The following is a 23,802-nucleotide window of genomic DNA, read 5'->3' as shown; positions in this document are numbered from 1 at the left end:
ACTAAGTGCCGGCAAATATAGAGTATTATTCCTCCATTCGGCCTATGCAATAACTTTTTTTATAGAAAATGTTTGTGCGCACACACCATTTATCTATCAGCTCTTTAGCGCGACACCCTTCCGGAGGCATCTCCGCTCATCAGTTTTTCCACTTCTTCGACGCTTACCTGGTTGTAATCGCCATAGATGGTATGCTTGAGGCAGGAGGCGGCCACGGCAAAGTCTAACGCTTTCTGGTCGTTGCCCGGATAGGTGTTCAAGCCATAGATCAAGCCACCCATAAACGAGTCGCCACCGCCTACGCGATCGACGATATGGGTGATGTCGTAGCGGCAGGATTGGAAGAGCTTACCTTCGGCATAGAGTACGCCGCCCCAGGTATTGTGGTTGGCATTGATGGCGCCGCGCAGGGTGATGATCACTTTCTTGGCCCGAGGGAAACGCGCCTGCATCTGGGTACATACCGATTCGAACTCGGCGGCATTCACCTCGCCATGGGTAGCGGTCACGTCGAAGCCTTCGGGTTTGATGCCGAACACCATCTCGCAATCTTCTTCATTACCCAATACCACGTCGCATCCTTCGACCAATGCCGGCATAATCTCCGAGGCGGTCTTGCCGTATTTCCAGAGGTTCTTGCGGAAGTTGATATCACACGAAACGGTTACGCCCAGCCGGTTGGCTGTCCGGATCGCTTCGAGGCAGGCGTCGGCAGCGCCTTGGGAGAGTGCCGGGGTGATACCGGTCCAGTGAAACCATTTGGCGTCTTTCAGTACCTCTTCCCAGTTGATCATGCCCGGTTCGATCGAAGCGATCGAAGAATAGGCGCGGTCGTAGACTACCTTACTGGCACGTGCCACGGCTCCGGTCTCCAGGAAATAGATACCCAGGCGATCGCCGCCGTAAAGGATATGATTCGTACCCACATTGTACTTGCGCAAATCCATCACACAAGCCCGCGCGATATCGTTCTGGGGCAGGCGGGTGACAAACTCCGTCTCCAGTCCATAGTTGGCCAGAGAAACCGCCACATTCGCTTCGCCACCTCCAAAGGTCGCATTCAACTGGCTGGTCTGGTTGAACCGGAGATAGTCCGGTGTGGCCAGGCGCAGCATAATCTCACCAAAAGAAACAATCTTATTTTTCATCTCTTGTCTTATTTAGGTTTATTTTTACTTATTCCAAAGCGTGCCAAGGGCTGGCAAAACTTTGCCAACACCGTGGCAAAACTTTGTCACCGCCGTGGCAAAACTTTGCCACCACCATGGCAAACCTTTGCCAAGGGCATGGCAAAGCATTTATCCCTCATTTTATTTGAAAAGGAAGTACTCCTTTGCGTTGTTGTAACTGATATTCTCTACCATCTGCCCGATAAAGGCCATTTCGCTTGCCGGCAGTTCCCCGTTCGTCAGGTCGGAACCCAACAGGTTACAAAGCGTACGGCGGAAATACTCGTGGCGCGGGTAGGAGAGGAAGCTGCGCGAGTCGGTCAGCATTCCGACAAAGCGGCTCAATAAGCCCAAGAGGGAGAGCGCGTTCATCTGCCGTTCCATGCCGTCTTTCTGATCGAGAAACCACCAGCCGGAGCCGAATTGGATCTTGCCCGGCCTGCTTCCGTCCTGGAAGTTACCCAGCATCGTGGCGATCACTTCGTTGGCACAGGGGTTGAGGTTGTAGAGGATCGTTTGCGTCAGCTTGCCGTTGGAGTTCAGCCGGTCGAGAAACTTCGACATCGCTTTGGCGGTATTGAACTCACCGATCGAATCGAAGCCGGTATCCGCTCCTAAGCGATTAAACATCCGGGTATTGTTGTTGCGGATCGCGCCGTAATGGAACTGTTGCGTCCAGCCTTTCTCCCAATCCATCTCACCGAAGATCACCAGCATGGCGGATTTGAACTTCAGGATCTCTTCCCGGCTTAGCGGTGTTCCGCCATAGACTTTATTGAAGATCGCCCGGATCTCCGCTTCGGTATAGTCTTCGGCATAGAACTCTTCGATGCCGTGATCCGACAGGCGGCAGCCGTAGGAAGCAAAGAAATCATGGCGGTTGCGCAGGGCATTGATCATATCGTCGAAGGTACTGATCGTCGTGCCGCTTGCTTCTGCCAACGTTTCCATATAGGTACGGAAAGCGGCCGGCACTTCTACCGCCATCGCTTTGTCGGGACGCCAGGTGGGCAGCATCTTCACTTCAAAGCCCGACTCACGGGTTTGTTTGTGATATGCCAGGCTGTCCACCGGGTCATCGGTCGTACAGACCACCTCGACATTGTACCGGCGCATCATGCCCCGTGCCGAGTATTCGGGCTGTTGCAGTTTCTCGTTGCATTCGTCGTAGATCTCCCGGGCGGTGCGCGGGCTGAGGATCTTCTCGATGCCGAAAGCGGTCTTCAGTTCCAGGTGCGTCCAGTGGTAGAGCGGGTTGCGCATGGTGTAGGGAACGGTCTCCGCCCATTTCTCGAACTTCTCCCAGTCGGTGGTATTCTCCCCGGTGATATAGTTCTCGTCTATGCCGTTCGTGCGCATGGCGCGCCATTTGTAGTGGTCGCCCCCCAGCCAGATCTCGGTCAGTGAACGGAAACGGTGGTCGTCGGCCACCATCTGCGGAATCAGATGACAGTGGTAGTCGATGATCGGCATCCGTGCCGCGTGATTGTGATACAGTTCCTGCGCCGCGGCATTGGTCAACAGGAAGTCTTTATCCATAAAAGCTTTCATATCTAATTGTTAATTGTTAATTATAACGTAACGCCTGTCTTGAAGATCGCGATCTCCCGGTATTCATTCTTCTCACTGTTTGTCAAACTGCCATTCGCTACCTGGATCAGATAGGTGGTGAAGCGTTTGCAGAGCGACTCCATATTCTCCCCTTCGAGCAGGGTACCGGCATTGAAATCGATCCAGTTCGGTTTGCGGATGTACAAATTGCTGTTGGTCGAGATCTTCATTGTAGGCACGAACGTACCGAAAGGCGTTCCCCGTCCGGTGGTAAAGAGCACCAGGTGGCAGCCCGAAGCCGCCAGTGCTGTGCTGGCCACCAGGTCGTTGCCCGGCGCGCTCAGTAGGTTCAGACCCTTCGTCGTGAGCCGGTCACCATATAATAATACGTCCCGGACGATCGATTTACCTGCTTTCTGTGTGCAACCCAACGATTTTTCTTCCAAGGTCGAGATGCCTCCCGCTTTGTTTCCCGGCGAGGGGTTTTCGTATATCGGTTGTTTGTTTTCGATAAAGTACGACTTGAAGTCGTTGATCAGATGTACGGTTTTTTGGAATACCTCTTCCGATTCGCACCGGTTCATCAGGATCGTTTCGGCACCGAACATCTCGGGCACTTCGGTCAGTACCGTCGTTCCGCCCTGGGCCACGAGGAAGTCGGAGAAGACGCCCAATAATGGGTTGGCCGTGATGCCGGAGAAGCCGTCGGAGCCTCCGCATTTCAAGCCGACCTTCAACTCACTCAGGGGAATTTCCGTGCGTTCGTCTTGCGAAGCCAATGCGTAGAGCTCGCGCAGGATCTGCATGCCGGTCTCCAACTCATCGTCTACCCGTTGGGTTTCGATAAAGCGAACCCGTTCGGTATCGTATTCGCCCAATAATTCACGGAAGGCACCGATCTGGTTGTTCTCGCAGCCCAGACCGACCACCAGTACGGCACCCGCATTGGGATGCAACACCATATCGCGCAGGATCTTACGCGTATTCTCATGGTCGTCGCCCAATTGCGAACAACCGTAGTTGTGCGGAAAAGGAACGATAGCGTCTATGCCTTCATTTTGTGTTTCTTTGGTCAGGAGCCTGGCGAGTTGTTGCACAATGCCGTTCACGCAGCCTACCGTCGGGATGATCCAGATCTCATTGCGGATGCCTACCTCACCGTTTTTCCGGCGATAGCCCTGGAACGTCAGCGCCGGCGAGTATTCCATCTCTGGGGCCGGCTGCGGGTTGTAGCTGTATTCCTGCAATCCTTCGAGGTTGGTGCGGATATTCTTCTCATTCACCCAATCGCCGGTGATAATGGTTTCGCGGGCCTGCCCGATCGGATAGCCGTATTTGATGATGTGATCGGCGGCTTTGAAGTCGTGCAACGCGATCTTATGCCCGGCGGGAATATCCTGCTGCAATACAATGATCTTGTCGCCAATGTGCAGGTGTTCGCCCCGTTCGAGGTTCTCCACGGCTACGGCGACATTGTCATCCGGATTGATATGAATATACTTACGCATCAGATAATCTCCTTCACCACATCCAACATTCCTTTTTCCCGGATCGCATCCAGGTAAGTTACCACCTGATCGGTCAGGCCGGGGATCGCGTTCAGGTCTTCACCCCAGATCTCTTCGGCGCCTAAGACACCTTCCGCCACCTGGCGGGTCGATCCGGTCGCCCAAAGCGTCTGTAAGAGTTCGATGATTTCGCGGGCATCGTTCGCTTCGGCTTTCATGCCGTCGGCACGGGCATCGCCTTTGTAATAGGTGATGATTCCGGCTAATCCCAGGACCAGGCCCTGTGGCAGTCTGCCTTTCCGTTGGAGATACGTCTTCAATCCCGGCAGGTCGCGCGTTTGGTATTTGGGGAAGGAGTTGAGCATGATCGAAGTGACCGAGTGCTCGACGAACGGATTGTTGAAGCGTTCCAATACATCATTGCTGTACTGAATCAACTCGTCTTTCGGCAGATCGAGGGTCTCCAAGAGTTCTTCAAACATCACTTTACGGATATACTTGCCGATCACCTCATGCTGGCAGGCATCCCGCACGATATTGATTCCCGACAGCCAGGCTACGGGGGATAAGACGGTATGAGGACCATTCAAGAGGGTTACTTTCCGCTCGTGGTAAGGCTCTTCGCTGGGTACGAACAACACATTCAAACCCGCCTTGTCTGCCGGAAACTCCTTGGCAACGGATTCGGGCGCTTCAATGACCCAGAGGTGGAAGACTTCCGCCTGCACCACCAGGTTGTCGTTGTATGCTAACTTTTCTTTGATCGCATCGATCTCTTTGCGCGGGAAGCCGGGAACGATCCGGTCGACCAGGGTGGCGTACACGCCGCAGGATTCCGTGAACCAGGTTTTGAACTCCGCACCCAGTTCCCACAAATCGATATATTGCTCGATCGCTTCTTTCAGTTTGTGTCCGTTCAGGAAGATCAGTTCGCAAGGGAAGACGATCAGCCCTTTGGATTTATCTCCCCGGAAGGTTTTGAAGCGGTGATAAAGTAACTGTGTAAGCTTTCCCGGATAAGAAGAAGCGGGAGTATCGGTCAGGCGGCACGACGGGTCGAACACAATACCGGCTTCCGTCGTATTGGAGATCACAAAGCGCATCTCGGGTTGCTCGGCCAACTGCATGAATGCTTCAAATTCGGTATATGGATTGAGGGCGCGGCTGATCACATCCACCCGGGTCAGGCTGTTCACCTTCTCTCCCTTTTCCAATCCCTGCAGGTTGACATGATACAGGCAGTCCTGCTTGTTCAACATCTCGATCATGCCTTGTTCGATGGGTTGCACCACCACCACACTGCTATTGAATCCGGCTTTCTCATTCATCTCGCCGATCATCCAGTCGGCAAAAGCCCGAAGGAAATTTCCTTCGCCAAACTGGATCACTCGCTCTGGGTAAGACGCCTTCGGGGCAGTCGCTTTATTCAGTTCTTTCATGGTATATATATATCAATTACGAATTAAAAATTACGAATTAGTCCAATCACCTCAGTTTTGAGGCTATTATCTATTAGTTCTTAAGCGTCAATGTTAAGGGGATCCGGTCGGAGTCGGGAACAGACTCTCCGTCGATCGTTAGCTTATGGGTGTACTGGGCGGATAACTCCTTCCCGTCTTTCGCGTGGATCCGTACGTGCTTCAGCGAAACATTCTCTGCCTGTACCAGTTCGATCCCGTGATCGGCGGTGATCAATATATCTTCCAACTGCACGTTCTTAATCTTCATCTCCGGAAGACCGTTGAAGAACATCGCACGCCGTGCTCCTTTGCATTTCACGTTCCGGATCACGATATCCCGGAACGACGGGGTCTCTTCTGTTGCCGGCGGCAGATCCGTAGCGATCGTTTTGCCCTCTTCCAATTCCTCCAGTGCCGACTTTCCGCTATAAAACAGATCGAACAGGATCGGCTCGGTGGGGATATCGGCCATATTGATATTCTCAATCCATATCTTCTCGACGATACCTCCCCGGCCGCGGGTGCTTTTGAAACGCAGGCCGACGTCCGTTCCGGCAAACATACAGTCGGTCACATAGATGTTTTTCACTCCGCCGGACATCTCACTGCCTACGACAAACCCGCCATGGCCATGCAAAACTACATTATTTTTTATAACTACATTCTGGCAGGGGACATTTCTTTCTCTCCCTTCTTTGTCTTTCCCGGACTTGATACACATGGCGTCATCGCCTACATCGAACAAATTGTCAACGATCAGTGCGTTTGTACACGACTCCAGGTCTAATCCGTCGCCGTTCTGGGAGTACCAGGGGTTGAACACCTTGACATTTGACATGATGAATCTTTCGCACATCAACGGATGGATACTCCATGCCGGTGAGTTGCGGAAGGTTACGCCTTCGAGTAAAACATCCTGACATTCGATCAGGCTGACAAAGACCGGGCGCAGCCAGTGATGGATCGCTTCCCATTCGGCATCGGTCGACAGGCTTTGCGGATTATTGAACATATCGCTCACCTCATGTCCCCGCATCGACTCCGCGCTGGGATACCAGGTGTCGCCTTTGGGGTTGAGTACTCCTCCGGAATGGAGCAAGGCTTGCCATTGTGATTCCGTCATTTTCCCCTTTTTGACAAAGCGCCAGGCATCGCCCGAGCCATCAAAGACACCATTGCCTGTGATCGCTATATTCTTGACCTTGCGCGCATGGATAGGCGAAGTCGAGCGGCGGGTACTGAGTCCTTCAAACGAGGTCTCGATGATCGGATAAAGAGATACCTCGGGATTGAACAGGATCAATGCGTTTGTTTCGGCATGCAGGTTTATATTGTCTAACAAACGGATCGGTCCGGTCAGCCAGATGCCTGCCGGGATAACGACCGTTCCCCCTCCCTGGGTAGCCAGATCTTCAATGGCTTTATTGATTGCTTCGGTATTCATGGCGATGCCGTCGCCGATGGCTCCGTAGTCACGGATATTGACGGATCGTTCCGGGAATACGGGACGTTCGATCGCTTCCATTTCAAAAGGAAGATTCTCGAAATGGGCGGCAAAAGACGGATTCCCTTCACCGGCTTGCCGGATCTCTGCCCGGCATCCCGATAAGGCTAAGGAACAAGCCGTAATTAGGATAAAAGCTTGTAGAGCTGATGCTTTCGATGTTTTCATGGATATTATTTTGTTTCGTTTGTTTCCGAATGCAATATTAAAACCTCTTGTTTGCAGTCTGGGTGAATATTTGTTTTTTTGCAGAGACAAATTGGTAAAGGTGTTTGTTTTTTGGTTTTGATGTGGAAAAATTGGTATCAGTCAATTATTTCACATAAATGAACAATCTGTAAACATCTGTTTAGAAGCGCCATCCTACCTTTGCCTCAAACAAACAAAAAACGAAAGAATGTTACATTAAATCGATCAACCATGAATAGACGAAACAAAGTGAAAAAAGTGCACCAAAGCGTTCTTACCCTTTTACTGAGTGTGGTAAGCCTGTTTGCTTTTGCACAAGGACGTACGGTAACGGGAACGGTAACCGACGTAACGGGTGAACCCATGATTGGGGTGAATGTGCTGGTTAAGGGAACCACCAACGGTTCCATAACCAATCTGGACGGAGAGTTTACCATCTCGAATGTAGAGAACGGCTCCGTCTTATCTATTTCTTATATCGGCTACATGCCTCAGGAGATCACTGTGGGTAGCCAATCTATTATTAATGTAGTATTGAAAGAAGATTCTCAGGCCTTGGAGGAAGTGGTTGTCGTCGGATACGGCGTACAAAAGAAGTCCGACCTGACGGGAGCGATCAGCAGTGTCGACAATTCCAAATTGGTGTCCAAAGGGGCTACTACGGTAATGGAATCGTTGCAAGGCCAGGTTCCGGGTGTGGATATCTCCCAATCTTCCAGCCGCGCGGGTGAGAGCTTCAATATCTCGATCCGTGGGAAGAGTACGTTGGGCGATTCTACCTCTCCTTTGTTTGTGGTCGATGGTATCGTGACCGATGATATCAACTTCCTGAATCCGGCGGATATCGAAAAGATCGACATCCTGAAAGATGCCTCTTCGACGGCTATCTATGGTTCACGCGCGACCAACGGGGTTGTGATTGTGACTACCAAACAAGCGAAAGTAGGCGGTGCCGACTCTAAGGTAAGCGTAACATACGACGGTTACGTCGGTCATAAGACCTCGGCGCGTATGCCCGACTTTATGGACGATGTGAAATGGATGGACTTCCGTTATATGAAATACGCTACGCCGGTGAAGAACGCCAAGATAACCGACGGTCGCCTTCCTTTGGAGATGACCAGTGGAAACCTGCTTTCTGTTTGGAACGACAAAGGCAAAGATCTTTCAACCAAGATGCGTGAACAGTTCGTTAACCGCGACTTCACCGACTGGCGCGACCTGATGTTGACCAATGGAACGCAACAAAACCATTTCATCCAGGTAGCCGGTGCGGGTACTAAAGTATCTTATCGGGTAGGTGCCGGTTATCAACAGGAAGACGGTGTGATGGGCGACAAACTGCAACGTTATAACATCAAACTGTCTATCGACGGCAAGATCAACGATAAGTTCTCTATGGGCGCATCAGCCAATATGGCGGCTACCGATTCGGACTACGGCTCCAGACGCGGTATACAGGAAGCTTTCCGTGCCAACGGTTATTGGTTACCTTATAATACGGAAACCGGAGAAGTCAACTACCAGCCCGGTAAGGACCTGGCGCCCGGACAAGCTTCAAGCCTCACGTTCCCGGCCGGTTTCTCTTCTTCCGTTTCTCCGTTGATCGACGCGATGAACTCGAGCGATCAGACCAAGAGCTACCGTTTCCTGAGCACGTTGTACGCGCAATACCAACCGATTCAGGAAGTAATCATCAAAACTTCATTCGCTCCGACCTTGTATATCAGCCGTCAGGGCGAGTACTACGGTGGATTGTCTTCGATGCAGTCATCGACCTATAACGCTTCGACCAATCCGGAAGGAACGGCATTGGCTACGGTATCCAAAATACAGAACTTCGCGTACACCTGGGATACACAAGTGAACTATATCAAAACATTCAATCAGGATCACAATATCAACCTGATGGGATTGGCCAGTGTGTACAGCAATGAAGCCGAAAAGTACGGATTGACCGGAACAGGCGTGACGCCTGAGACGCTATGGTACAACCTGGGTTCAGCAAGCAGCTACAGTAAAGTGAGTAGCTCGTACGGTAAAGGCACGATGTTATCGTATGCCGTTCGTTTGAATTATAGCTATAAAGGTAAATACCTGGCAACGGTATCTTCCCGTTGGGACGGTTCGTCTAAATTCCTCGATGGTCACAAATGGGGCGCTTTCCCTTCCGCGGCTTTGGCTTGGAACATCGGAGAAGAATCGTTGATCCGCGACAATGTGGATTGGATCTCTTACCTGAAACTGCGCGGTAGCTACGGGCTTACCGGTAACAACGCTTCGGTAGGCAACTACGAAACCTTGTTCCTTGCGAACCAATTGTATTATTCAGGCTTCGGTAAAGGCTATGGTCCGGAAACAATCAACGAACTGTTGAGCTGGGAAAAGACTTCGGAAATCAACTTCGGTTTGGACTTCTCTTTCCTGAAAGGACGGATCTCCGGTTCTGCCGATTGGTACTCCAAAGACTCCAAGGACCTGTTGATGGACCAGAAGCTGTTGATCGAGCAAGGCTCCAACTCCGGAAGCATGACCGCTAACGTCGGTAAGGTGCGCAATAGCGGTATTGAATTGATGTTGAAAGGCATTATCCTGCAGAACAAAGACTTCTATTGGGATGTAACGGCGACTTTCGCCAAGAACAAGAACGAGATCCTGGAACTTCAGGGCAAGAAAGAAGATATGCGCGCGCAAAGATGGTTCATCGGCGAACCGATCGACGTGGCTTACGACCTGCGCTCAACCGGTATCTGCACACAAGCAATGGCTAACGAACAGATGACAGTCAACGGAGTGACTAAGAGCAAATCCGAATGGTATGGCTGGTTTGAAGGAAGCATGACGTATGAAGACCTCAACCAGGACGGAAAGATCAACGACGAAGACCGTCAGATCATCGGCCAGGCGATGCCGAAATGGACGGGAACGATCTCTACCTCGTTCGCCTATAAGAACTTCGACTTCTCGATGAGCGTCAATACCAAACAGGGACATACGCTTTACAGCTACTTTATGGAAGAGTTTACCGACTATTCCGACCGTGGCCGTACCAAGCTGGATATGGATTTCTACATCCCGCAGGGCGCTCCTATCTTTAATTACACTTGGGACGGTTCTAACCCGGCTTCATTGACTTCGGATGCATCTGCCGTAGCCGCTCAAACGATTGTCGGTTCTTATCCTTATCCGTTCAACGATGTGAACTACAACCACGGAGGGGGTATCGGATGGCATACGGGTAAGAATACGGAATTCAAATCGAAGAACTATGTCGATGCTTCCTATTGGAAGATCAAGAATATTACGGTAGGTTATACGTTCCCACGCACGATGATGAGTAAGATCGGTATCGAAAGCCTGCGCGTCTATGCCAATGTGTTGAATCCGTTCACCTTCACCGACTACAAAGGGTTTGATCCCGAATGGGCCGATGCCAGAATCAACGACGGTACGGGTGGTCCGAGCTCAACGACTTACCAGATCGGTTTAAATGTTAAATTCTAATTGCTTAAACGAATAAGATATGAAAAAGATATATGTATTAATAGCAACCCTGTTCCTTGCGTTAAGCAGTTGTTCCGACTTCTTGGATCAGGATCTGAAATCAGATATTCCCGGAGCTGACTATTACGCGACGGATGCCGGCTTTGAAAGCCTCACGAATGCAGCATACAGTTCTTTGCGTACGATATACGGGGGCGATCCCTGGTTGTTGGAAGGCGGAACGGACCTCTTCGCTTCGGGCCGTACCAGTGTAGACGTAGCCAACCTCTATGGTGCCGCGTTTACCAGCGCGAACGGCGCAGTAACTACGTTCTATACCGATCATTACAAAGCGATCTCTCTGGCGAATGAAGTGATCTACTGGGGAACTGACCAGGCTTCAAGAGCTAATCGGGTGGCTGAAGCCCGGGCGTTGCGCGCCTTGTATTATCTGAACCTGGCCCAGCAGTTTGGTGGCGTTCCTCTGGTAACAGAACGTTCGTCGGCGCCGATTGAAAGTGCGGAACGGGTAAGTACGGAAGCGGTTTACGACTTTGTGATCAGTGAACTGAAAGAACTCGCTTCTTCTTCCGCTTTGGACAATCAGAACAACGAAGGACGTTTCAATAAACGCGCCGTCAATCATTACCTGGCGAAAGCTTATCTGTCGAAAGGATACCTTTCAGGCAATAGTGGCGACTTCACCGAAGCATTGAATGCCGCCAAGGCAGCCGGTGCAGGCAATGCCTTGAATACCTCTTTCGCTACGCTGTTCAGCAATGCCGGCGAGAAGAACGAAGAAGTATTGTTCTATGTGCCTTACGACCTGAAGACGGTAGTAAACAACACCAGTGGAAACAAACAAATGGCGCATTTCTGTGCCTACCTGGACGGACAGGAAAAAGGACATAAATATACCAGTTCCACATTGACTCCGACCTTGTGGATGCACGAAGTGTTCAACACCAACACGACTAACCCGAAACAGGACGAGCGCTACGAAGCCACATTCATGACCGAATTGCGCAAGAGCTACTGGGATTTCTACGATGCGGAAGCCAAGAATACCAGTGCGGTAACCTATTACTATTGTCCTTCCTGGGAGATCGCGAACATCGATGCCTGGCGTGCTGAACACGCGAGCCGCGCCAATGCGATTGTCGTCGAGATGCTTCCCACAGGAAACAATATCAATAACATTACGACCGCTTACCAGGCGAAAATGAAAGAAGATGTCTATGGCGTTGCCTCGTTCCGCAAGTTCGATGATACCGAAAACGGAAAGTCTATCTTCTCTACCACATCTTCGATGCGTGATATCTGCCTGGCTCGTCTGGGCGAAACCAACCTGATCGCAGCAGAAGCCTGTGTGAAGTTGAACGACAATACCAATGCCGCAACCTATGTGAATATCGTCCGTAACCGCGCCAAAGCGCCGGAAGCCCAAGCGGGAGAAATGAATATTGATTATATCCTGAACGAACGTGCACGCGAACTGGCCGGTGAATATCATCGTTGGGCCGACCTTTCACGTACGGGCAAACTGGCGGAATATGTCGAACGGCATAATCCCGATATTTCTGCCGGACAAGTGGATAATAAGTTCTTACTTCGCCCCATTCCATTGGCGGCGATCGAACTGAACCCGGCTTTGGCAGGTAAACAAAATCCGGGCTGGTAAAATGCATTGTACATAAGATGTAATATTTTTAGGTATTAGTTAGTTTGGAAGCCCCGGATTTGTATGCGAATTCGGGGCTTTCTATCTTTGACACCTAAGTGGCAGAGGTTTGACATGCCGATGGCAGAGGTTTGACACCTAAGTGGCAAAGGTTTGCCAACACGGTGGCAAAAGTTTGCCAACACGGTGGCAAAGAAACAGGTAATCAACGAAAGAAGAAACCATGAAACGAATACAAAAACAATTAGGAAGCAAATTAAAGAGTAGCTGTGTGTTGTTGCTCTTTATGGTCTTTAATCTGCAGGCAGCAGTAGCGGAAGAAGCTCTTTTCCGCGTGTATACAATCGGCGACTCCACAATGGCCGACAAACCCACGGATGGCGGTAACCCGGAAAGGGGCTGGGGGCAGATGCTTCCGGGATTCCTTTCCGAAGGGATAAAGGTAGAAAATCATGCGGTGAACGGCCGCAGCACGAAGAGTTTCATCGACGAAGGGCGCTGGGATGCGGTCATCCATAAGGTGCAACCGGGTGATTATGTCTTTATCCAATTCGGGCATAACGATCAGAAAGAGGATGTTGCCCGGCATACCGATCCGGGCACGACGTTCGATGCCAATCTGCAACGGTTTGTCACCGAAACCCGGGCGCGGGGCGGGCATCCGGTCTTGCTTACTTCTATTGTACGACGGCATTTCGACGTGGACGGGAAATTGATCGATACGCATGGCGACTACCTGACGGCCACCCGGCGGGTAGCGACAATAAACGATGTACCCTTGATCGATCTGAACGCGTTAACCCATCGGTGGGTAGAGGATTTGGGCGATATCCCTTCGCGGAAGTATTTTATGTGGGTGGCGCCCGCTACGGTGCCCGCCCTTCCCGAAGGGAAAGAAGACGATACGCATCTGAATATCGCCGGCGCGCGCAGAGTGGCTGCGATGGTTGCCCGTGTATTAGAAGAAGAGTTTCCGGCTTTTCAACCCTATATCCGTTCTTACGACTTTGTGGTGGCGAAAGACGGCTCGGGCGATTTCTTTACTGTACAGGAAGCCATTGCTATTGTCCCGGATTACCGCAAAGGCGGCCGCACACGCATCCTGATCCGCCGGGGCGTGTATAAAGAGAAAGTGATCCTGCCGGAAAGCAAAATCAACGTCTCCCTATTCGGGGAAGACGGTACGATACTTACCTATGACGATTATGCCCAGAAGAAGAATATCTTTGGCGAAGAGAAGTCGACCTCCGGCTCGGCTACCTGTTATTTCTACGCAGATAACCTCTATGCCGAGAATATCACCTTCGAGAACAGTGCAGGACCCGTGGGGCAGGCCGTGGCGGTGATGGCCGCCGGCGACCGCACGGTATTCAAGCGTTGCCGCTTCCTCGGCTTCCAGGATACGCTCTATACCTACGGCATGAACAGCCGCCAATACTACGAAGACTGTGATATTGAAGGCTCAGTCGATTATATCTTTGGTTGGTCGACGGCCGTTTTCAACCGTTGCCGCCTGCACAACAACCGCGACGGCTACGTTACCGCTCCGGCGACTCCCGAAGGACGCACGTACGGTTATGTCTTCCTCGACTGCGAACTGACGGCCGCCCCCGGCGTGCAGAAAGTTTACCTTTCCCGTCCCTGGCGCGACTATGCCAAAGCGGTCTTTATCCGTTGCCGCATGGACGCCCATATCCTGCCCGTCGGTTGGCACAACTGGAACAAGCCCGCAGCCGAACGCACCATCCTGTTCGCCGAATACCAAAGCGTCGGTGCCGGAGCCAACCCACAAGCCCGTGCCCCATTCTCGCAACAGCTCACAGACTGCAGTGATTATTCTATCGAAAAGATCCTCGCCGGCAAAGACAACTGGAATCCGTTGACCGATCCGGAAACGTTGGTGTTGGAGAGGAGGTGAAGAGTATTTTTATAGCCTAAAGGGCTGTTTGTTAGAAAAAAAATACTATCTTTAAGGGCTTAAGGGTTAAGAGCCTTAAGGAGCTTAAGGGATCCAAGGGGTCCAAGGGGCTTAAGGGATCCAAGGGGTCCAAGGGGTCCAAGGGGCTTAAGGGATCCAAGGGATCCAAGGGGTCCAAGGGGTCCAAGGGGCTTAAGGGATCCAAGGGGTTTAATGCCTTATCCCCCTTACTCCCCTTAAACCCCTTAACCCCCTTGAAAACCTTACTCCCCTTAACCCCCTTACCCCTAAAATTAATTATCAACTAAAATCAAACACCATGACCAACAACCTCCTCCTCCCCGGCAGAAACTACCGAACCCTCCTCTGCTACCAGAAAGCTGAAGCCATCTACGACATCACTTTCTATTTCTGTAAACACTACCTTCAGCGCGGCGACCGCACCTGCGACCAGATGGTACAAGCCGCCCGTTCCGGGAAACAAAATATCGTCGAAGGCTGTGCCGCATCCCCCACCTCCAAAGAGATGGAGATCAAGCTGATCAACGTTGCCAAAGCCAGTCTCCACGAACTGCTTATCGACTACGAAGATTACCTGCGCACCCGTCAGCATCGCCAATGGGAAGACCATTCTGTCGAAATAAAAAAGATGCGCGAACTGGGACGCGCCCACAATGACAGTGCTTTCTATATGTCTCTCATCCCAACCCGCCCGCCCGAAACCATTGCTAACATAACGATCTGCCTGATCAAACAAACAGACTACCTCCTGGCAAAGTTCTTAGATAAATTGAGCCAGGACTTTCTGCAGGAAGGCGGCCTGCGTGAGCGCATGACACGCATGCGCAGTGAGGAGAGGAGAAAAAGGAATTAGGGGGCTTAAGGGGCTTAAGCCCCTTGCTTTTCTCCTGAAAATTCCGTAATATTGTGCCATAAAGCCATAGTCAATCATCATGAGAAAGCTTCACCTTATTCTCTTCCTTTTTTGTGTCTCGCTGATGGGTGCCTCCGCCCAATGGCGTTGTTCCTTTACCCATTATTCTTCGGAGGAAGGGCTTTCGCAGAATTCCATTATGCGGATTATGGAGGACAGTAAGGGGTTTATGTGGTTCGCAACCTGGGATGGGATCAATAAGTTCGATGGTTATACGTTCCGAACCTACAAAACCAGCGAGGACAATTCCATCCGCCTGGTCAATAACCGGGTAGATCATATCGCCGAAGACCAGTGGGGTTATATCTGGGTGTTGACTTACGACAGTAAGGTCTATCGTTTCGATCCCCGGAAAGAAGTCTTTCAGCAAGTGCCCGAGTCGGGCCGGGAGAGTAATATCGTGGTCAGCGCTATCCATATCCTGCAGGATCATGTCTGGCTGTTGACCGAGAAAGAGGGAGCGATCCGGGTGACGACAGACCCTGAAACGCATGCGCTTACTTCCGATGTGTACTCCCTGCAGTCGGGCCTTTTCCCTTCGGTATCTATTATTTCCGTTCACCAGGCGCTTTCGGGCGAGGAATGGATCTTGTCCGACAATGGTATTGGGGTGCTGAAGGGTGATTCCCTGCAACCCACGCTTTATTTTACGGATACCCAGTCTTCCAAATCCCGACAGAAGCAAGCCTTCTATTGTTTCCTGGAAGGAGAAGAAAACCTCTACTTCGGCTCTGCCAAAGGGCGGGTATGGCTTTACAATAAAGACAACCGGAGCTTCCGCCTGTTGGAGCTGGATACGGAGTCGGATATTGTCGCGATCCGGTATTACTCGGATAAGGATCTGATCATGGCTACCCGGACGGATGGCTTCTATACCTACGATACGCAGTCGGATCTGTATACGCATTACCATTCGTCGACCCACCGGGATCTGCCGGGCAACCAGGTCTTGTCGGTCTATGTCGACCGGATGAAAGAGGTCTGGTTTGATCTGGGCGATGCCCGTGGCGTGACGCATTTCAATCCGTTCACCCGGGTGATCCGCCAGGAGGTGCTCGAGGTGGAAGATGGCAGCGCTTATCGTTCGCAACCGGCTTTCCTGATCTTCGAAGACATAAACGGTTACCTCTGGGTGCATCCGTTCAATGGCGGTTTCTCCTTTTTCGACCGGGAAAAGAACCGGCTGGTGCCTTTCTACAACGAACCGGGCATGCCGGACTGGCGTTTTTCCAATAAGGTACATGCAGCCATGTCGGACCGGCAGGGCAATCTCTGGATGTGTACCCATTCGAAAGGATTGGAGAAGATCACGTTCACGACCGAGCGTTTTCAGTTGCAATCGCCTAATCCTTTGAATTACGAATCTTTGAGCAATGATATCCGTTCCCTTTTCGAAGACCGGCAGGAGCGTTTGTGGATGGGCCTGCGCGACGGGAAGATCCGGATCTATACCAAAGACGGTAACTTCCTGGGTTGCCTGACGAAAGAAGGCTCCTTCTCGAAAACCGGGGATCACTCCTTGGGTGTGGCTTATCATATCTATGAAGATACGAAAGGGAATATCTGGATTGCCACCAAAGGAGACGGGCTTTATCAGGCACGTGAGGAAGGCGGGCGTTACCGGATCACCCAATACCGCTCCGACCCGAACAACCTCTATAGCCTGAGCGACGATAATATCTATTGTGTGCATGAAGATCGCGGGGGAAGGCTTTGGATTGCCACCTTTGGCGGCGGACTGAATTATATGGAAGAACGGGCCGACGGCAGTGTCGCCTTTATCAACCACCAGAACAACCTGAAAGGCTATCCGATCGACGACTGTTACCGGGCGCGCTTTGTCACGTCCGACTCCAAAGGGTATATCTGGGTGGGAACCACCTCGGGCGCGCTCTCTTTCCGCGCGGATTTCTCGCATCCCGAAGAGATCCGGTTCGATCATCATATCCGAATCCCTGCCGATAAACAAAGCCTCAGTAATAACGATGTGTACTGGATCATGGAGAGTTCCGACAAGGTGCTTTACCTGGCTACCTTCGGCGGCGGATTGAACAAACTGATCGGGGTGGAGCAGGACGGCACAGCCCGCTTTGCGCATTACACCATGGAAGACGGCTTGCCCAGTGACGTGCTTCTTTCCATGCAGGAAGACGACCGGAAGAATATATGGATCAGTACGGAGAACGGCTTGTGTAAGTTTATCCCGTCCGAAGAACGGGCAGACAACTACAATGACAAAAGCCTGGATATCCGTGCCGGCTTCAACGAGGCCTCGTCGGTAAAGACCCGATCGGGTGAGTTGGTCTTCGGAACCAGCAACGGCTGGCTGGCTTTCAATCCGGATTCGATCGCGAAGAGTTCGTTCATTCCGCCGATCATCTTCTCCCGCCTGCAGATCAATAATGAAGAGATGCGACCGGGACGCTCGAAAGTCTTGCAACAGATCGTCGACGAAACACCCCAGCTGACCTTATCCCACAAAGAAAATATCGTAACCCTCCAATATGCGGCACTGGATATGAAAGCACCGGAGAATATCCGTTATGCTTACCTGTTGGAAGGCTTTGACAATGAATGGACGCAAGCCGATAAGCAACGGGTGGTGACCTATACCAACCTGCCCAAAGGAAAGTACACCTTCAAGGTGCGTTCGACCAATAACGACGGGGTATGGGTCGACAACGCCAGGGGACTGCCGATCACCATCCTGCCTTCTTTCTGGGAAACGCCCTGGGCTTATCTTTTGTATGTCTTGTTTATCCTGGGCATTATCTTTGTTGCCGTCTATATCCTTTTTACCATCTACCGCTTGAAGCACGAGGTGACGATGGAACATCAGGTTTCGGACATCAAACTGCGGTTCTTTACCAATATCTCCCATGAATTGCGCACGCCGCTGACCCTGATTGCCGGGCCGGTCGAGCATATCCTGAAAAACACAGCCTTGCCGCCGGATGCCCGGGAGCAATTGCAGTTGGTGGAGAAGAATACCGACCGGATGCTGCGATTGGTCAATCAGATCCTCGACTTCCGCAAGATCCAGAATAAGAAGATGAAGATGAAAGTGCAGCGTATTGAACTGGATTCTTTTATCCGGACGATCATGGGCAATTTCGAAGCCTTGGCCGACGAACATGATATCGACTTTATCTTCGAATCGGAGAAAGAAGCCTTGTATCTCTGGGCGGATGCGGATCATCTGGAGAAGATCATTTTCAACCTCTTGTCGAATGCCTTCAAATATACCCCTTTAGGCAAGATGATCAAGGTGTATGTGTTGGAGAATGAAAAGACCATCTCTATCGGTGTGCAGGATCAGGGCATCGGTATTGCCGCCAATAAGAAAGAGTCGCTTTTTATCCGTTTCGAGAACCTGGTCGACCGCAACCTGTTCAACCAATCGAGCTCCGGCATCGGCTTGTCGCTGGTGAAAGAACTGGTCGAGATGCACAAAGCGACGATCTCGGTGGAATCGGTATTGAACGAAGGCAGCACCTTCGAAGTCGCTTTCCAGAAAGGAAAAGAGCATTATGACGATACGGTAGAGTTTATCCTCAAAGATTATGCCTTCCCCACCCGGGAAGAGGAGAGCCATACCGCTGCGCCGGAGGAGGTGATAGGGGAGGGGGATGACGACGAATCCTCGCGCGGCTTGATGTTATTGGTCGAGGATAATAATGAATTACGCCTGTTCCTGCGCTCGATCTTCCACTCTTCTTTCCGCATCGCCGAGGCGAAGAATGGGGCTGAAGGGCTTGAGAAAGCGGTAAGCCTGATCCCCGACATTATCATCAGTGATGTGATGATGCCCGATAAAGATGGTTTGACCTTGACCCGCGAATTGCGCGAGAACCTGACGACCAGCCATATCCCCATCATCCTGTTGACGGCCAAATCGACGCTCGAGAGTAAGTTGGAAGGTATGGAGTACGGGGCAAACGACTATATCACCAAACCGTTCAGCTCCGCCTACCTGAAAGCGCGGGTGGAGAACCTGTTGGTGCAACATAAGAAACTGCAGGAGCTTTATCTCTCCAACCTGATGGCTCCGGCGAAGAAAGATGTGCGCGAAGCGTCGACCCCTACGGGTGAGATGTCGCCCAACGACCGGAAGTTTATCGATAAGTTGGTCGAACTGATGGAGGCCAATATGGACAATGGCGAGTTGGTCGTAGAAGACCTGGTCGCCGAACTGGCCGTGAGCCGTTCGGTGTTCTTCAAGAAACTGAAAGCATTGACCGGCCTGGCGCCGATCGAGTTTATCAAAGAGATGCGGGTGAAGCGCGCTGCCGAACTGATCGAGACGGGCGAATACAGCATCTCGCAGGTCTCTTATATGGTGGGTATCAATGATCCCCGCTACTTCAGCAAATGTTTCAAACAAAAGTACGGAATCACGCCCACCGAATACAAAGAACAAAAAATACACCTAAATAGTCAGAATCTACACACCTGAAAGGGGCGGACATTCTAATTTTGTGGCGATAACAATAAAAATGTACCATGAAACGAACTATCCTCCATTCCGGATTGATCCTGCTCTTGGCTGCCGGCTCGCTGGCCGCTTACGCGCAATCCGAATCTCCTGTCTCTTCCGTTTGGGTTTCCGATCAGGGAGACGGCACCTATCGTAATCCTGTTTTATATGCCGACTATTCCGATCCCGACGTGATCCGTGTGGGCGACGATTATTATATGACTTCATCGAGCTTCAACTGTATCCCCGGATTGCAGATCCTGCATTCGAACGATCTGGTGAACTGGACGATCATCAACGCGGCAATCCCTTATGCCCTGGAACCGAAAGAAACGCCTGAGGTGCCGCAACACGGCAACCGGGTATGGGCGCCTTGTATCCGTCATCATGCCGGTGAATACTATATCTTCTGGGGCGATCCCGACCAGGGGGTGTTTATGACTCGGACCAAAGATATCCGGGGGGCCTGGGAGAAACCCGTCCTGGTCAAAGCCGGGAAAGGCATTATCGACTCGTCGCCTTTGTGGGATGCCGACGGACGGGTGTATCTGGTGCATGCTTTCGCCGGAAGCCGTGCCGGGCTGAAGAGCGTATTGGCGGTGTGCGAATTGAACGCGGAAGCCACGCAAGCGATCACCGAAAGCCGCATCATCTTCGACGGACACGAGAAACATCCGACCATCGAAGGTCCTAAATTCTATAAGAAAGACGGCTATTACTATATCTTCGCTCCGGCGGGTGGCGTGGCTACCGGCTGGCAAACGGTCCTGCGCGCGACCGATCCGTACGGCCCTTACGAGATCCGCACGGTCATGGCGCAAGGCAAGAGCGCGACAAACGGCCCGCACCAGGGCGCCTGGGTGGATACGACAACCGGGGAAGACTGGTTCCTGCATTTCCAGGATGTCGGTGCCTACGGGCGTATCATCCACCTGCAACCCATGAAGTGGAAAAACGGCTGGCCGGTGATCGGAGAAGATAAAGACGGCGACGGCTGCGGAACGCCGGTATTGCGGCATAAGAAACCCAACGTTGGTAAGACTTATGCCATCGCTACGCCCCAGGAGAGTGATGAGTTCGATACGAATCGATTAGGCCTTCAATGGCAGTGGCAAGCCAACTACAATCCGAAATGGATCTATACGGACGCGGCCAACAGCAGTATACGTTTGTACTCTTATCCGCTGAGACCCCAGGCACGCAGCCTCTGGGATGTGCCGAACCTGCTTTTGCAGAAGACCCCCGCACCGGCGTTCACCGCCACGACACGGTTATACTTCCAGCCCTCGGATAAGTATGTCGGCGAACGCACCGGACTGGTGGTGATGGGACTCGACTATGCCGGACTGATCCTGGAGAACACCGAAGAAGGGCTTGTCCTTTCCCAGGTCGTTTGCGAGAAGGCAGACGCGGGGAAACGGGAAGCGGTACAGGCAAAAACGAAGGTGGCAAGCGGCTGGATCAATCTGCGCGTGACGTTCGACGCGACGGCAACCTGCCGGTTCCTTTATAGTACGGACGGCCGCAACTATACGCCGCTGGGCGAAGCGTTCCCGGCACGCGAAGGGAAATGGATCGGTGCGAAGGTCGGCTTGTTCTGTACCCGCCCGGCAATCGAGACCAACGACGGCGGATGGGCGGATGTCGACTGGTTCCGCATCACCCGGAACGAAACGGCGAAGACCGCGGAAAATGCTTTGTCGTATGCCGTGCGCATCGCCGATTCGGAAATGGCGCGTTATCCCGAATCCTGGCGATTGGATTTCCAGAAAACACTGAAATGGGATTACTGTCATGGCTTGGAACTGCAGGCTTTCCTTCAGCTTTATGACCGTACAGGCGACCGGAAGTACCTGGACTATATCAAAGCCTATGCCGACACGATGATCCTGGCGGACGGATCGATCAAGACCTACCGCCTGGAAGAATATAATATCGACCGCCTGAACAGTGGCAAGATGCTGTTCCGTTTGTACGACCTGACGAAAGATGAAAAGATAAAGAAAGCCATCGATCTCTTGTATAGCCAGTTGGCTACGCATCCGCGCAACGACGACGGCGGTTTCTGGCATAAAGCGATCTATCCGCACCAGGTATGGCTCGATGGCGTGTATATGGGTACCCCGTTTATGGTGGAATATGCCAAGCGCAACAATTGCCCGGACGACTATGCCGACGGCGTCAACCAGATCCTGATGGCTGCCCGCCATACGTATGATCCGGCGAACGGGCTCTACCGCCATGCCTGCGATGTGAGCCGCCAGATGTTCTGGGCCAATCCGGTCACCGGACAGTCCGAGCATTGCTGGGGACGGGCGTTGGGCTGGTATGCGATGGCTATCGTCGATGCCCTCGATTTCATTCCGGCCGATCAGCCGGGACGCGACCAGGTATTGGCGATCCTCAATAACATAGCGATTCAACTGAAGAAGATACAAGACGCGAAGACCGGCCTGTGGTATCAGGTATTAGACCGGAGCGGCGACGCGGGCAATTACCTGGAGTCATCCTGCTCGGCGATGTTTATCTATGCTTTATCCAAGGCCGCGCGTATGGGTTATATCGATGCCACTTACCGCGATGTGGCCGATAAAGCCTTTAACGGATTCCTGCAAGAGTTTGTGACGTTCGATGAGAAAGGCCTGATGCACATCACCCAAGCCTGTGCCGTTGCCGGCCTCGGCGGAAAAGACAACCGCTCAGGCAACTACGACTACTACATCAACGAACTGATCCGCGCCAACGATCCCAAGGCAATAGGGCCTTTTATTATGGCGGTCTTAGAGAGAGAAAGGTAAGGGCTTAAGGGCTAAGGGGCTTAAAGGGCTTAAGGGGATTAAGGGGTTTAATGCCTTAATCCCCTTAAACCCCTTAATCTCCTTTATTCCTGATTCGTAATCTGCACAATCTCATCCACAATATACCGCGAATACCCTCTCCAGGGAATGCTCCCGAAGTATTCCTTATAATGCAATTCCACCACCTGACCGCCCGCGTGCATCAGCTTATCGGCCACTACCGGATCGGCAATGGAAAACTCAAACTCATTCGACTGAATGCCGCCCGGCGTATTGCTCCAGAACCCACTTTGAATCAATTTGCCCTCGTAGGTCTTGAAGATCACCCCTTTGTACACCACATAATTGAGCTGCCCGGTCTTCACCCCTTCCCCGTACGGGTAATAATAACGAATGCCTGCAAAGCCCAACAACCCCAGCAACAAAATCGCTGCCGTGGTATTCCTGAATTTCTTCCAACGCCTGTGTTTCTTAACCGGCTTTTCCTGTTCCATCTTTATCGTCATAGCTCTTTCTTTATGGAACAGCAAAGAAACGAAAAAGTTCACGAACCGCCATCGCCATTCCCGGCAAAAAAGCAGTCCCCCTTTCCCCCTTTCCCCCTTTCCCCCGGTCGTGAGATCCCTGTATTCCGGGGTGAAAACTTTTATACCCCCTTTTCACCTTTCACCCGGCAGCCAGATCCCTGTATTGATCAGCGTTTTGGGTGAAGGATGGAGGCTCCCTGAAAAAGGCCGCCGGAGTTTCCCAAAAGGCCGGCAGGGTTTTGCAAAAGGCCGCCGGAGTTTTAGAAAAGGCCGCCGGCCTTTTCCGGGAAAGTCTGTCGTTTTTTTAAGTATTCCTTTACCTTTCACCCAAAACGCCGATCAATACAGGGATCTGGCGACCGGGTGAAAGGTGAAGACCGGGGTGAAAACTTTTATGTGGTAAAAAAAAACCGGCAGTCCCCGCGAACGGGGCTGCCGGAGGATAATAATGCCGGGTTAGTCTGGTGAATATCTTTATCAGTGATAAGTCGTAAGTGATTAATAATTAATAATTACTACTGATGCGTTAATTTTTTAATTTCAACCGTAACAGGTTGATTATATATAAGATACAAGCGTTCTTTGATTTTTTGATTTGAATTG

Annotated in this window: 12 protein-coding genes and 1 pseudogene; 7 read left to right on the top strand and 6 right to left on the bottom strand. The window is 51.7% G+C overall.

All coding sequences use genetic code 11. The annotated features are described in order from the left end of the window. Nucleotides 1-104 precede the first annotated feature (104 nt). From M2133_RS02185 to M2133_RS02165, 5 genes are all read right to left on the bottom strand, one after another. Nucleotides 105-1,148 (bottom strand): sugar kinase, encoded by a 1,044-nt coding sequence (locus M2133_RS02185; protein WP_277464329.1) that lies wholly within the window; start codon nucleotides 1,146-1,148, stop codon nucleotides 105-107. Between the two features lie 162 nt (nucleotides 1,149-1,310). Beyond that, on the bottom strand, nucleotides 1,311-2,720 hold the full coding sequence (uxaC, locus tag M2133_RS02180) for a glucuronate isomerase (protein ID WP_277464328.1): 1,410 nt from the start codon (nucleotides 2,718-2,720) through the stop codon (nucleotides 1,311-1,313). A gap of 20 nt (nucleotides 2,721-2,740) precedes the next feature. Continuing rightward, nucleotides 2,741-4,231 carry an altronate dehydratase family protein gene (locus tag M2133_RS02175; protein ID WP_277464718.1) on the bottom strand — a complete coding sequence of 497 codons (1,491 nt, stop codon included), beginning with the start codon at nucleotides 4,229-4,231 and terminating at the stop codon, nucleotides 2,741-2,743. Further along, nucleotides 4,228-5,667 carry a tagaturonate reductase gene (locus M2133_RS02170; protein ID WP_277464327.1) on the bottom strand — a complete coding sequence of 480 codons (1,440 nt, stop codon included), beginning with the start codon at nucleotides 5,665-5,667 and terminating at the stop codon, nucleotides 4,228-4,230. The genes M2133_RS02175 and M2133_RS02170 overlap by 4 nt, the downstream gene beginning before the upstream one ends. A 73-nt stretch (nucleotides 5,668-5,740) precedes the next feature. Further along, a complete protein-coding gene (locus M2133_RS02165; RefSeq protein ID WP_277464326.1) occupies nucleotides 5,741-7,360 on the bottom strand; it encodes a glycoside hydrolase family 28 protein in 1,620 nt (539 codons plus the stop codon). A 252-nt stretch (nucleotides 7,361-7,612) separates the two neighbouring features. On the opposite strand from M2133_RS02165, the gene M2133_RS02160 reads away from it, so the two are divergent. The 7 genes and pseudogenes from M2133_RS02160 (at nucleotide 7,613) to M2133_RS02130 (ending at nucleotide 22,672) form a co-directional block, all read left to right on the top strand. Further along, nucleotides 7,613-10,885, top strand: a complete 3,273-nt coding sequence (locus M2133_RS02160) for a TonB-dependent receptor (protein ID WP_277464325.1) — start codon at nucleotides 7,613-7,615, stop codon at nucleotides 10,883-10,885. 19 nt (nucleotides 10,886-10,904) lie between these two features. After that, complete coding sequence (locus tag M2133_RS02155; protein WP_277464324.1) at nucleotides 10,905-12,545, top strand: RagB/SusD family nutrient uptake outer membrane protein; 1,641 nt, start codon at nucleotides 10,905-10,907, stop codon at nucleotides 12,543-12,545. Between the two features lie 286 nt (nucleotides 12,546-12,831). After that, nucleotides 12,832-14,463, top strand: coding sequence for a pectinesterase family protein (locus M2133_RS02150; RefSeq protein ID WP_277464717.1), 1,632 nt, complete (start codon nucleotides 12,832-12,834; stop codon nucleotides 14,461-14,463). Between the two features lie 319 nt (nucleotides 14,464-14,782). Continuing rightward, nucleotides 14,783-15,337: a four helix bundle suffix domain-containing protein gene (locus M2133_RS02145; RefSeq protein ID WP_277464323.1), complete on the top strand. Its 555-nt coding sequence runs from the start codon at nucleotides 14,783-14,785 to the stop codon at nucleotides 15,335-15,337. Between the two features lie 79 nt (nucleotides 15,338-15,416). After that, a complete protein-coding gene (locus M2133_RS02140) occupies nucleotides 15,417-19,853 on the top strand; it encodes a two-component regulator propeller domain-containing protein (protein WP_277464322.1) in 4,437 nt (1,478 codons plus the stop codon). 47 nt (nucleotides 19,854-19,900) lie between these two features. Next, nucleotides 19,901-21,541 (top strand): annotated as a pseudogene (locus tag M2133_RS02135) (glycoside hydrolase 43 family protein); the annotation flags it as partial. 42 nt (nucleotides 21,542-21,583) lie between these two features. Continuing rightward, complete coding sequence (locus M2133_RS02130) at nucleotides 21,584-22,672, top strand: glycoside hydrolase family 88 protein (RefSeq protein WP_277464715.1); 1,089 nt, start codon at nucleotides 21,584-21,586, stop codon at nucleotides 22,670-22,672. Nucleotides 22,673-22,755: 83 nt separating this feature from the next. Here M2133_RS02130 and M2133_RS02125 read toward each other — a convergent pair whose 3' ends face one another. Beyond that, nucleotides 22,756-23,178, bottom strand: a complete 423-nt coding sequence (locus M2133_RS02125) for a hypothetical protein (protein WP_277464321.1) — start codon at nucleotides 23,176-23,178, stop codon at nucleotides 22,756-22,758. Nucleotides 23,179-23,802 lie beyond the last annotated feature (624 nt).

Origin of the sequence: Parabacteroides sp. PF5-6 (genome assembly GCF_029504695.1) — a bacterium.
In the GTDB taxonomy this organism is placed as follows: Bacteria; Bacteroidota; Bacteroidia; order Bacteroidales; family Tannerellaceae; genus QVMG01.
This window is presented reverse-complemented; position numbering and strand designations above follow the sequence as displayed.

What these genes read in the sequence shown, in the direction of transcription:
- M2133_RS02185 (WP_277464329.1), bottom strand. Translation starts at nt 1,148, where the DNA reads ATGAAAAATAAGATTGTTTCTTTTGGTGAGATTATGCTGCGCCTGGCC.
- uxaC (WP_277464328.1), bottom strand. Translation starts at nt 2,720, where the DNA reads ATGAAAGCTTTTATGGATAAAGACTTCCTGTTGACCAATGCCGCGGCG.
- M2133_RS02170 (WP_277464327.1), bottom strand. Translation starts at nt 5,667, where the DNA reads ATGAAAGAACTGAATAAAGCGACTGCCCCGAAGGCGTCTTACCCAGAG.
- M2133_RS02165 (WP_277464326.1), bottom strand. Translation starts at nt 7,360, where the DNA reads ATGAAAACATCGAAAGCATCAGCTCTACAAGCTTTTATCCTAATTACG.
- M2133_RS02160 (WP_277464325.1), top strand. Translation starts at nt 7,613, where the DNA reads ATGAATAGACGAAACAAAGTGAAAAAAGTGCACCAAAGCGTTCTTACC.
- M2133_RS02155 (WP_277464324.1), top strand. Translation starts at nt 10,905, where the DNA reads ATGAAAAAGATATATGTATTAATAGCAACCCTGTTCCTTGCGTTAAGC.
- M2133_RS02150 (WP_277464717.1), top strand. Translation starts at nt 12,832, where the DNA reads ATGGTCTTTAATCTGCAGGCAGCAGTAGCGGAAGAAGCTCTTTTCCGC.
- M2133_RS02145 (WP_277464323.1), top strand. Translation starts at nt 14,783, where the DNA reads ATGACCAACAACCTCCTCCTCCCCGGCAGAAACTACCGAACCCTCCTC.
- M2133_RS02140 (WP_277464322.1), top strand. Translation starts at nt 15,417, where the DNA reads ATGAGAAAGCTTCACCTTATTCTCTTCCTTTTTTGTGTCTCGCTGATG.
- M2133_RS02125 (WP_277464321.1), bottom strand. Translation starts at nt 23,178, where the DNA reads ATGACGATAAAGATGGAACAGGAAAAGCCGGTTAAGAAACACAGGCGT.